Here is a 12,162-nt window from a genome sequence, read left to right as displayed (position 1 = left end):
CCACCTCCATAACCTATCTTTGCGTTTTTCCCGGGCTATCTTAGATCATTTATTTATTTCGCATCATCTATTCTATACTGTAGTTCACTTCTGCTATATGCATTACGCTAACCCCCGCCAAACGCCCGGCGCTAAACTATTCCTCTTTTAACATTAATACTTTATATTTGAACCATGAAGATAGCGCTTTTTCCAGGCTCATTTGATCCGATCACTATTGCGCACGTCAATATATTACAACGTGCTACCCCACTCTTCGATAAAATTGTTGTAGGCATCGGACTAAACAGTGCTAAACAAAATTACTTAAGTGCCGGGCAGCGTCTTCAGATCTTGCAAACAGTTTTCAAAGGTTATCAGAACATCGATATCCAAACTTACGAAGGTTTAACTGTTGATTTCTGCCGAAAGATAAATGCCACCTATATGGTACGTGGTATCCGTTCGGCAGCTGATTTTGAATATGAACGTGCCATTGCACAAATAAACCAGACCATGATGCCAGAAGTAGAAACCATTTTACTTTTGAGCAAACCCGAATATTCAGCTATTAGTTCAACAATAGTCCGCGATATTTTACGAAACCAAGGTGATGTAAGTCCCTTTGTTCCCAAAGAGGCAATTGGATTTTTATAGTTTTTCATGATTGGCTGCCGGGTGCTGTCAGACGTAAACATCTCACAGCAAGGCATATGCATAATTTGAAGATAGCAATTCCATCAATTCATCGGTTTATTCCGATCCGTGTCAGATAGAAATACCTGACACCACGATCAGATTTCATTCGAACTACAATATTCCACCGGCCCTCAACACATCCATAATAGATGGAAAAGTGTTTTTAACAACCGGCGAAATATGGTTTTGATCCAGCCAAACCGCTTCCTCAATACCCTCTTCTTTTTGAGGAACCAGTTTAGGTTCGCCTTTAACCTTCATTTTATACCAGTTCGTTTTCTTGATGACCATTTTATTGCCCACCGGATAAACATGGTAAGTTTTACAAAGCTTTTCTTCCCGTTTAAAAACCCTGATTCCACATTCCTCTTCTACCTCACGAACAGCAGCTTCTTTCATTTTTTCGCCTTCTTCTAACTTTCCTTTTGGCAGATCCCATTTTTTGTTCCTGAAAATAAACAGGTAATTGCCCTTCGCACTTTCTACCAAACCACCTGCAGCTTTAATAATGGTACAGTCTTTCTTTAACTTCTGAAAGGTTTCTTTTGGATTTTTTGTCAAAAAGATATAGCTCTTTCTGGAACCATTTTTTAACTTTTTATAAAAGGTTTCCAGATTGAAATCCTGAAATTCCAATTGTTGAATTTTTTCTTTTTGTTCAGGCAAAAAATCTGAGATAAACAAAGTATTATCGTTGATATAGATTCTATAATTTCTTGGCATATAGTTTAAAGCATATTTAACTGGAGCATAAATGGCGTCTGTAGCAAAGATACTCCTCTCTCCTATAACCTTATTAAAGGCTATTTATTGGTATGATATATTTGCTTTGCCTAAAGTAGAAAAATTGTGGAGTTATTTATAAGGTATAAAAAAAAGGTTACAACAATTAATGTTGTAACCTTATCTAAATTAACGCTCTCAATCAAAGATTGATGCAAGGCTCTCACCCCTTGCTTGATACAAATATATAACAATTTATTAAAGAGTAGAAAAAAAAATAATATTTAATTCATTATAATTTTATGTATATGAAAATCAATGAATTAAAATTAAAAGCATAAGGCATATCCGATATTAGAACTTTCAGACGGAAATGATGGTTAGTAATTTCACCAACGATAATATTTTTTTTATAATTTTAACTTTTTAATTTACTATGCCCTTACCTTCACTATCAGAAAAAGATCTGGAAGCATACCGAAATGATCTTTCCAATCCGGAGAAATCAACAGGTGAGCTCTTTATCACTTTAAATGGGCTCTATCAACGTTTTGCCAATAATGAACAGCTGCTGGCAGATTTCGGATATGTTTCGGCACTTAACAGCCTCGAGAGTAACTATATCTCCAAAAAAGAACTTTTTAACAAAGAAATTGCTGAGCTTAAAAAACAGTTTAAACAATTAGATAACCGGATTGTAGCGGCAGATCAGAAACTTCGACATGGTATTCCTGATGACCTGGTGGTGATGGACAAAATTATTGCCGAACAGGAATCTATTGTAGAAGACCAGGAAAAGCTGAATAATGCCGAAACACATATCGTAGAGGAAGTAAGAAAAATCGATATTGAACATGGCAAAGCACTTCAAAAGTTAGAACAGCAACAGAAAAACGGAGAAACTCCGTTTAAAGGCAAGTTTTCCGCTTTTAATGAACAGATCAGGAATGCTGAAAAAGGAATTACGTTAAAAACCCGGGGACTTTCGCTCCTTGCTATTATTGGTATTCCTTTAATTATAGATTTATTTTTTGGCATAATAGGCTTCCTTACTTTCTCCAAAAGTTCAAATAACATCATCTTCAATCATTACATCTTTCTGATCAGTTTGATATTAATCGAATTATTCCTTGCCGATAAAATCAGAAACAGGATTTCATGGATGTTATCCCTCACTTATCTTAAAGATTCGCTGAACATATTGGATAATCTTTTCAATGAAAACAAAAGGCAGCTGGCTAAAATAGAGTCAGAATACCACAGCTCCCTGTCCGAATTTATCAAGGAAAGTAGCCAGGCTTTAAATGATTAGCTACACTTAACAAAGAGGGATTTAGAAATATGACTATTTGCTAAATCCCCTTCACTTTTGTTAAGACCTGAACTACAATGTAGCCATATCGATCACAAACCGGTAACGTACATCGCCTTTCTGCATCCTATCGTAAGCGATATGGATATCCTTCATATCAATCAATTCAATTTCCGATACAATATGATTTGCTGCACAGAAATCTAACATTTCCTGAGTTTCGGCAATACCGCCAATACCAGATCCAGCCAGGCTTTTTCTGCCACCAATTAAACTGAAAGCTGCAATTTCTGCTGGTTTAGGCGGCACACCCACACAGATATGCACGCCGTTTGTTCTTAATAGGGACAGATACATATTAAAATCATGTTCAGCTGATACCGTATCCAGTATAAAGTCAAACGTACCTCTTGCTGCTTTAACCTGTTCAGCATCGGTAGTGACTACAAAATGATGTGCCCCCAGTTTTTTGGCATCTTCTTCTTTTTTTGGAGAAGTGCTTAATACCGTCACTTCAGCGCCAAAGGCCACACCGAATTTTACCGCCATGTGGCCTAAACCGCCTAAGCCTAATACCGCTAGTTTATGTCCCTTACCAACTTTCCAGTGTCTTAATGGAGAATAAGTGGTAATACCGGCGCATAAAAGTGGTGCTACAGCAGCCAGATTTAATTGATCTGATACATGAAGTACAAATTCTTCTCTTACTACAATCGTATCCGAATACCCGCCATAAGTTGGTGTTTTACCATCTCTTGCTAAGTTATTATAAGTTTGCGTATTGCCTTCTAAACAATATTGTTCTAAATCTTGCTTACAGTTTTCACACACCTGACAGGAATCTACCATACATCCTGTCCCGGCCAAATCGCCCACTTTAAATTTCTTTACATGGTCTCCAACCTTTACTACCCTACCTACAATTTCGTGACCAGGAACCATAGGAAATATTCCCTCAAACCAATCATTTTTGATCTGGTGCAGATCTGAATGGCAAACTCCACAAAAAAGTATCTCAAACTGAACGTCATGAGGCCCTACATCCCGGCGTTCAAAATTCCAGGGCGCGAGATCCGTTTCAGCATTTTGTGCCGCATATCCTTTAGTTGCTATCATAAAAAAAATTAAATTAATTAGACTTTAACAAATGTAGATAGCTGTTTGTTGCGAATAGTTACAGAAATCAAATAAAACCTTGCAAAATTCAAACAATCAGCTATCACATCAATCCTTTTAACTGGGCGTACTGCAGCAGCATGATGGTTTTACCATCTTTTATTTCACCGGTTTTTATCATTTCCAATGCTTTTTCGAAGCCTAATTCCAAAACTTCTATATCCTCATTTTCCTGCTGTAATCCTCCTCCTTCATGCAGTTTCATATCCCCCGAATACGCTGCGATAAAAAAGTGCAACAGTTCGGTAACAGAACCAGGCGACATATAGGCCTCAAAAACCTTTTCTACCTGATCAATCCTAAATCCGGTTTCTTCTTCAGTTTCCCTTCTGATACAATCTTCCGCATTGTCCTGATCCAATAACCCGGCACAGCACTCAATCAGGTACCCTGTATCATTTCCATTAATAAATGTCGGCATCCTGAACTGACGGGTGAGGATCACTGTTTTAGCTTCCTTATGATATAATAAGATGGTGGCGCCATTACCCCTATCGTAGGCTTCTCGCTCTAACATCGTTTTTTGCCCGTTCATACTGATCATTTCGTAAGTTACTTTTTTAAGCGTATACCAGTTATCGGATAGAATTTGTGTGCTCAGAATATTAATATTTTTCATGAATGATTACTTTTGATTAATAATGATTATTTTTGATCGAATTACATCATTACATATGACATTTCAAAAAAGAGCGCAAAAAATTCTCGAACTTTTAGAGGCATATGGCGAAGTAGAAATCCGGCAGTTAGCTCAAAAAACCGGAGCTTCTGAAGTGACGATTAGAAGAGATCTCAGCACAATGGCGGCTAATAAACTGCTCTACCGTACTCATGGTGGAGCAATGAAAACAAGCGACCTGATAAAGCCCGTTTCATTTGCCAATAAAGCTGAAGTTAACATTAAAGCAAAAGATGCAATCTGCAAAAAGGCTGCAGAAGACATTGCAGAAGGCGATGTTATATTTATAGATTGTGGCAGCACAGCCTTTAGATTATGCCAGTTTATCAAAAATAAAAAGATAAAGGTCATTACCAATTCATTACCTGTGGTAAATGAGCTGCAGCATAGCGCTGTAAGCATTAACCTGATTGGTGGCGAAGTTAACCCCAACAGGCAAGCTGTTCATGGCAGCATGGCTCACGAGCACATTGTGCGATATCGGGCTTCAAAAGCTTTTTTGGGTGTTGATGGGATCACTATTGAAGGATTATATGCCGGCAGTGAACATGAGGCGTCCAATACCATGGCCATGGCGTCGCAAAGTGATTGCATTTACATGCTTTGTGATGCCAGCAAAGTAGGAAAAACATCTTATTTGAAATTTAATGATTTATCAATGGTGAATATTTTGGTAACCAACTTCAGTGGGCCAGAAATAAAGGAATTTGAATCAAAAGGGATAGCTGTATATTCGGTAAGGCTTTGATAAACGAGTATTGAGAACGTTACCCTTGACTGACGGGCTCTTTCACATTTCTTCAAGCTGATCATGGTTGATTATAATCTATTTTTAAACTCGACTATTCTTTATCCTACTGATTTACAGTAAGTGATGAGAAACCGCTTTTAGCATCCGTCAAAATTTACAATATTTGTATGGTTGAAATGCCGGAATCGAATCCCGATTATTATATTTTCTTTCCCTCAATGCAAAATATTGGGGCTTAATAAACGTTATGACAAACACAAATAAATCTGTAATTTTGAGCCATGTATAATAAAAGTGATATTGAATTAAAGGTAGCGGAATTTTTATTACAGATAAAAGCAATTAAATTACAACCAAACAATCCTTTCACCTGGGCATCTGGTTGGAAATCGCCAATTTATTGCGACAACAGAATTACCCTTTCCCATCCTCAGGTTAGAACCTACATCCGTCAGAAACTTGCACAAGCCATACAGGAAGAATTTGGTTCGGTAGATGTGATTGCAGGTGTGGCAACAGCCGGAATTCCACAGGGCGTTTTAGTTGCCCAGGAACTTGGCTTACCATTTATTTACGTGAGGGCGAAAGCTAAAGAACATGGTACAGGAAGTTTAATTGAAGGCGAAGTAGTAGAAGGACAACGCGTAGTGGTGATCGAAGATTTAATTTCAACCGGAAAAAGCAGTTTGCAGGCCGTTGAAGCATTAAGAGCTGCCGGATTATCGGTAGCTGGCTTAGCAGCAATTTTTACCTACGGTTTCGAAAAAGCAGACGAAAACTTCGCAGCTGCTAAATGTCGTTATTTAGCCTTATCAAACTATGGAGCATTGATCGATTATGCTGCAGAACACAGCATTATTGCCAAAAGTGATATGGAATTATTAGGCAAATGGCGCTTAAATCCATCAGAATGGGGAAAAGGACCAATTTTGAGTTCAGAGTCTTAGGTCGGAATAAATAAAATCTATATAAATATATCATGACTGTTATCGAGAGCACAGTAGAAGTTAATAAACCGGTTGCTGAGGTTTATGCTTTTCTATCCAACATGAATAATCATCAGCAGCTGATGCCGGAAAACATCTACAACTGGGAATCAACAGAAGATGATGCACGGTTTACCATCCAGAACATGGCCAAATTGGCCATCAGAATTTCGAGCCGTGTAGAGAACCAGGAAATAACAGCAATCCCAAGCGAAAAAGCGCCTTTTGATGTAGAATTAAAGTGGACAATAGCAGATCATGGAAACGGAACTACCATAGCAAAACACATCATTTCAGCTGATTTGAACATGATGATGAAAATGTTGGCATCCGGCCCGCTTCAAAAACTGGCTGATCATCAAACAGCGAAACTTAAAGAAATCTTGGGATAGTATTTAATTAAATATTTACTTAGTAAAAAAGATAAAGAGACGAATTAAACTTCGTCTTTTTTTATGCGTAAAAGTCCACAACTTGTCATTCTGAACGCAGTGAAAAATCTTTTCTGTATGAGCCCGCCCCTTGCCCGATTTTTCATCTGGATTAGGGAACGCCCAAATTAGTTAACAGTCACAGATTCTTAATATAAACCCATCTTTTAAAGATGCTTCACTACGTTAAGGGTGACAGTAGCAAAACAAGACAAATTTTCAGCACAAAACACTATATATCAGCAATTTAGTCATTAAAAAATAACACCTAACGACAAAATTTCCGATTTAAAAATCAAAACTAATATGGCATTTGTTTTGAATGAAAAGGGGTATGAACTTCAACAATTTTACCATAAAGGCCCAGGAAGCAGTTCAACAGGCTTCTGAAATAGCCCAAGGCAATCAGCAACAGGCTATTGAAACGGCACACCTGCTTAAAGGTTTGCTTACTGTTGATGAAAACGTGGTTTCTTATGTTTTAAAGAAACTAAACGTGAATCTAAATGTGTTAAATCAAAATCTGGATACAGAGATTGCCAGGTTCCCGAAAGTGAGCGGAAGCAATGTATACCTGTCATCTAATGCCAATAGCGTTTTGCAAAAAGCGCAAACTTTTTTAAAAGAATTTAAAGATGAATTCGTATCTGTAGAACACTTGTTATTAGGCATCTTAGCTGTTAATGACAGCACTTCCAAGTTATTAAAAGAACAAGGTGTTAACGAGAAAGACCTCAAAAAAGCCATTGTAGAATTACGTGGCGACAACCGGGTAACCGATCAAAATGCCGAAGCCACATATCAGGCATTGAGCAAATATGCCCGTAACCTGAATGAATATGCGGAAAGTGGAAAACTGGATCCGGTAATCGGGCGAGACGAGGAAATCCGCCGTGTGATCCAGATTCTATCGCGCAGAACCAAAAACAACCCGATATTGATTGGTGAACCTGGTGTTGGTAAAACCGCCATTGCAGAGGGAATTGCTTTTAGGATTATCAAAGGCGATGTACCTGAAAACTTAAAGAGTAAAGTGGTCTATTCGCTTGATATGGGCGCATTAATTGCTGGTGCCAAATATAAAGGTGAGTTCGAAGAGCGCTTAAAAGCTGTGGTGAAAGAGGTTACCCAAAGTGATGGCGATATTATCTTATTTATTGATGAGATCCATACCCTGGTGGGTGCCGGAGGCGGTGAGGGTGCCATGGATGCGGCGAACATCTTAAAACCTGCCCTTGCCCGTGGAGAGCTGCGCGCTATTGGTGCAACGACTTTAGATGAATATCAAAAATATTTAGAAAAAGACAAAGCGTTGGAGCGCCGTTTCCAAAAGGTGATGGTTGAGGAACCCGATACCCAGGATGCCATTTCGATTCTTCGTGGTTTAAAAGAACGTTACGAAACCCACCATAAGGTAAGGATTAAAGATGAAGCCATTATTGCAGCGGTAGAAATGAGTCAGCGTTATATTTCTGACCGCTTTTTACCCGACAAGGCCATCGATTTGATGGATGAAGCCGCTTCCAAACTGCGCATGGAGATGGACAGTGTACCTGAACATGTGGATGCTTTGGACCGCGAGATTATGCGTCTGGAAATTGAACGCGAAGCGATTAAGCGCGAAAAAGACGACAGGAAAGTTAAAGAGCTTTCAGAAGAAATAGCCAATTTATCTGCAGAGCGGGATGAATTTAAGGCGAAATGGCAGGGCGAAAAAGACCTGGTAGATGCAGTGAATAACGAATTGGAGCAGATTGAGCATTATAAATTAGAGGCCGAGCAAGCCGAACGTGCCGGAGATTATGGCAAGGTAGCCGAAATCCGTTACGGTAAAATCAAAGAAGCCCAGGATAAGGTTGAAAAACTGAAAGCCGACCTAGAAAGCCAGCAAACCGACAGCCGTATGCTCAAAGAAGAGGTTACGGCAGATGATATTGCAGGTGTGGTAGGCCGTTGGACCGGTATTCCGGTTACCAAACTGATTGCCAGTGAGCGCGAAAAGCTATTACACCTGGAAGAAGAGCTGCACCAACGTGTAGCTGGTCAGGACGAGGCCATTGAAGCCATTTCTGATGCCATCCGCCGTTCACGTGCCGGTTTGCAGGATAAACGCAAACCTATTGGTTCCTTTATTTTCTTAGGTACTACCGGTGTGGGTAAAACAGAGCTTGCCAAAGCCCTGGCCGAATTTTTATTTAACGATGAAAATGCACTTACCCGTATTGATATGAGTGAGTACCAGGAACGACACGCCGTTTCGCGATTAATCGGAGCGCCTCCGGGATATGTGGGTTATGATGAAGGTGGACAATTAACCGAAGCCGTTAGACGTAAACCTTACTCAGTGGTATTGCTCGATGAGATTGAAAAGGCACATCCGGATGTATTTAACATCCTGTTGCAGGTATTGGATGATGGCCGTTTAACGGATAATAAAGGTAGAACGGTGAACTTTAAAAACACCATTATCATCATGACCTCAAACATTGGTGCACATTTAATTCAGGATAACTTTAAAGATTTAAGCGACGATAACCGCGAGGAGGTGATAGCGAAAACCAAAAACGAATTGTTCGAGGTACTGAAACAGACCATTCGTCCGGAGTTTTTGAACAGGATTGATGAGCTGATTATGTTTACGCCGTTAAACCGAAGCGAAATCAGAAATATTGTAAGCCTGCAGTTTAAACAGGTACAGCAAACCCTGGCCGAAATGGGCATAGAAATGGAGGCCAGCGACGAAGCTTTAGATTGGCTGGCCCAACTGGGTTACGATCCGCAGTTTGGTGCAAGGCCATTGAAAAGGGTCATCCAAAAAAGAATCTTAAACGAGCTCTCGAAAGAGATATTGGCCGGAAAAGTTGATAAGGACAGCAAAATTAAATTAGACATGTTCGATCATAAATTTGTGTTCCTGAACCAAAAAGCGGATTAAATATAGCGATTAAGTCCCGTCCAGAGTTTCAGGACGGGATTTTTTTTGTTACCAAAATTGATCTGTTCCACTAAAAACCTGATTTATTTAGCGTTTTTTAACATAAAGCATATTGTTGCAACGATTTTAGATATTTAAAATTGCGGATATAAATATCTGAAAATGAATCTAAAAACTACTCTGCTTCTTATTTTGGTATCTTTTGCTACTCAAAGTTTTGCTCAAAAATTTCAAAAATCCGCGATTTTGAAAGGCATTAATACCTTACCCATGCCTGATACGGGTAAATTCGTTTCAGTGTTCTTTAGCACTAATGAAGAACCTCATATCATAGCTACGCATAACCTGGCTGCTCAAGTAGAAGTTTCGGCTACGATAATCATGACAGGTGCTCTCGGAAAGGGACAGATTTTTGCCATAGGTTCATCCGAATATTTCGAGAGTAAATTATTGAGCGATCAAAATGTCCAAAAATTATTAAAGAATATTATCCAAAACGCACGGACTCATGCCAACAAACTTAAAGTAGCTGTTACCAAAACAGCTGATGCAGCATTGATCAATGCATTAAAGGCAAACAAAGCTAAAGTTTATATAGCCGATAGCAATAAATTACAGCCCCATACAGACATTTACTTTTTAACAAACGATGTGAAGGATACAGCAGCGCTTAAAGTCATTGAAAAATACATAGCTGATGGAGGAAGTTTGGTTTATGGCTCACCATATCCAAATATTTTCAAAAACAGAGATCCCAATAAATCATATTTAAATGATCTGATAAAAATTAATGCTTTATTAAGTAAGGCCGGAATATTTAATTCCTATACCCTATTAATGACTGAGCAAGCCAAAGATAGTTTGACGCTAACAAAAGAACCTTTTTACCTGCTATTGAAGAATATTTTGAGTGAGCTTGGAAAATCTTCTCCTCAAGCGACCAGCCCCACCGAGTATGCTTATGGAATAGAGCCTACACTCGACCTGGCTTTTTCAAACAATCCAGATACGAGCAGGATGATTAAGAAAATAAAATCGGTACTTTCAATAAGCGATTCCCTTCCGATACCAACATTGAAAAAACCACTGGATATTTCAACAGCAGCCAAAAAAGCAGGTTATCAATTTTCAAAATATCTCTTCGAAAAATCTCACAATAAAGAAAATTCAAGCGATTTTATTTATCCGGAAAGTAAGTCGTTTCCAGGAGAAGTACCCAAAAATGCCAGGCGAGGCACAGAATTGATTGATATAGCCGTACAGGTAGGTTCGCAAGGCTTAGCTGATCCTTATCCAAATTATTTCAGGTTACACAGTACAGGCGTTTATGTTCCGGCCGGCGAAAAAGTAAACATCGTGATCGACCCAAAATATAAAAGCCAATATTTAAAGGCACAGATCGGTATCCATAATGATGATTTAAGACATCTGGATCAGCTGGAAAGATCGGGTTTTGACCTCACCAGATCATTTGAACTGGAAAAAGATACCACAACCATTTTTTCACCATATGGCGGATTGTTATACATTAGAATTCCAGACAGTTCTACGCTTAAATCAATCAGTATTACCGCCAATGGTGTGGTAAAAGCGCCTTATTACAAACTGGAAAAAAATAAATTGACCGAGTGGGCAAACATCAAAAATAATCCTGCGCCATGGACAGAACTAGCGACAGATAAAATTATACTCACGGTACCCACCTATCGCATTAAAAATTTGGAAAATCCTGATTACTTACTAAAGTTATGGGACCAGATAATGGATGCAGATGCCGATTTAGCTATCATTAATCGTACCAGAACACATCCTGAAAGGATTGTCGTTGATAATCAGGTTGCCTATGGTTATATGTTTACGGTTTGGGATAAAATTGTGGTCCCCAACGATGAAAGTTGTGGATTAATGCTTAATGATAAAATGCTGAAAGAAAAAGGAAGCTGGGGCCATTTCCACGAGCTCGGCCATCGCCATCAATTTTGGGGGCTTGATATGGATGAAGTTGGTGAAGTAACCACCAACCTTTATACCATGTATGTATATGATAAAGTACTAAAAAAGGGTCTCTATAATCACGAGGGTATGGAGAGCAAGGATAAAGTAAAGCAGAAAATTAATAGCTATCTCCAAAACCAGCCTACCTTTGAAAAATGGGGAAAGGAACCCTTCACCGCTTTGTGCATGTATATCCAGATTATTGAACATTTCGGATGGGAGTCTATCATCAAAGCCAATAAAATATACCGCGAAATGGATCCCAGAAAATACTACGGCCATTCGCTGAGTAACCAACAACGGATTGATCTCTGGTATACTACCATCTGTAAAACGACCAATGCCAATCTATCTTCGTTTTTCGAAATATGGAAAATACCGGTAAGTGAAAAAGCAAAAACAGCGACGAAAAAGTATGAAACATGGATCCCTCAAGAGTTTGCTATATACCTGCCGCACTAGTTTGATCATCGCCAAAATATCAAATCCCACAGAA

The 12,162-nt window shown here is 38.9% G+C and carries 10 protein-coding genes; 7 read left to right on the top strand and 3 right to left on the bottom strand.

Going from position 1 to position 12,162, the window contains the following annotated elements:
- Window positions 1-174 precede the first annotated feature (174 nt).
- Window positions 175-636, top strand: coding sequence for a pantetheine-phosphate adenylyltransferase (gene coaD / locus QZ738_RS18050; RefSeq protein ID WP_293789184.1), 462 nt, complete (start codon window positions 175-177; stop codon window positions 634-636).
- Between the two features lie 153 nt (window positions 637-789).
- Here coaD and QZ738_RS18045 read toward each other — a convergent pair whose 3' ends face one another.
- Window positions 790-1,401 carry an NUDIX domain-containing protein gene (locus tag QZ738_RS18045; RefSeq protein WP_293789182.1) on the bottom strand — a complete coding sequence of 204 codons (612 nt, stop codon included), beginning with the start codon at window positions 1,399-1,401 and terminating at the stop codon, window positions 790-792.
- A 436-nt stretch (window positions 1,402-1,837) separates the two neighbouring features.
- On the opposite strand from QZ738_RS18045, the gene QZ738_RS18040 reads away from it, so the two are divergent.
- Window positions 1,838-2,713: a hypothetical protein gene (locus QZ738_RS18040; protein WP_293789180.1), complete on the top strand. Its 876-nt coding sequence runs from the start codon at window positions 1,838-1,840 to the stop codon at window positions 2,711-2,713.
- 72 nt (window positions 2,714-2,785) lie between these two features.
- On the opposite strand, the gene QZ738_RS18035 is transcribed toward QZ738_RS18040, so the two are convergent.
- Window positions 2,786-3,829, bottom strand: a complete 1,044-nt coding sequence (locus QZ738_RS18035) for an NAD(P)-dependent alcohol dehydrogenase (RefSeq protein WP_293789178.1) — start codon at window positions 3,827-3,829, stop codon at window positions 2,786-2,788.
- A gap of 103 nt (window positions 3,830-3,932) precedes the next feature.
- Complete coding sequence (gene nudK / locus QZ738_RS18030; protein ID WP_293789176.1) at window positions 3,933-4,508, bottom strand: GDP-mannose pyrophosphatase NudK; 576 nt, start codon at window positions 4,506-4,508, stop codon at window positions 3,933-3,935.
- 55 nt (window positions 4,509-4,563) lie between these two features.
- On the opposite strand from nudK, the gene QZ738_RS18025 reads away from it, so the two are divergent.
- The 5 genes from QZ738_RS18025 (at window position 4,564) to QZ738_RS18005 (ending at window position 12,128) form a co-directional block, all read left to right on the top strand.
- Complete coding sequence (locus QZ738_RS18025) at window positions 4,564-5,316, top strand: DeoR/GlpR family DNA-binding transcription regulator (RefSeq protein ID WP_293789174.1); 753 nt, start codon at window positions 4,564-4,566, stop codon at window positions 5,314-5,316.
- Between the two features lie 284 nt (window positions 5,317-5,600).
- Window positions 5,601-6,266: an orotate phosphoribosyltransferase gene (pyrE, locus tag QZ738_RS18020; RefSeq protein WP_293789172.1), complete on the top strand. Its 666-nt coding sequence runs from the start codon at window positions 5,601-5,603 to the stop codon at window positions 6,264-6,266.
- Window positions 6,267-6,298: 32 nt separating this feature from the next.
- Window positions 6,299-6,697 (top strand): SRPBCC family protein, encoded by a 399-nt coding sequence (locus QZ738_RS18015; protein ID WP_293789170.1) that lies wholly within the window; start codon window positions 6,299-6,301, stop codon window positions 6,695-6,697.
- A 373-nt stretch (window positions 6,698-7,070) separates the two neighbouring features.
- Window positions 7,071-9,671 (top strand): ATP-dependent chaperone ClpB, encoded by a 2,601-nt coding sequence (gene clpB, locus QZ738_RS18010; RefSeq protein WP_293789169.1) that lies wholly within the window; start codon window positions 7,071-7,073, stop codon window positions 9,669-9,671.
- Between the two features lie 246 nt (window positions 9,672-9,917).
- Window positions 9,918-12,128, top strand: coding sequence for a M60 family metallopeptidase (locus tag QZ738_RS18005; RefSeq protein ID WP_293789167.1), 2,211 nt, complete (start codon window positions 9,918-9,920; stop codon window positions 12,126-12,128).
- Window positions 12,129-12,162 lie beyond the last annotated feature (34 nt).

Origin of the sequence: uncultured Pedobacter sp., from assembly GCF_913776295.1 — a bacterium.
Taxonomy (GTDB): Bacteria; Bacteroidota; Bacteroidia; order Sphingobacteriales; family Sphingobacteriaceae; genus Pedobacter.
The sequence above is the reverse complement of the archived record's forward strand: the minus strand, read 5'-3'. Positions and strand labels throughout refer to the sequence as shown.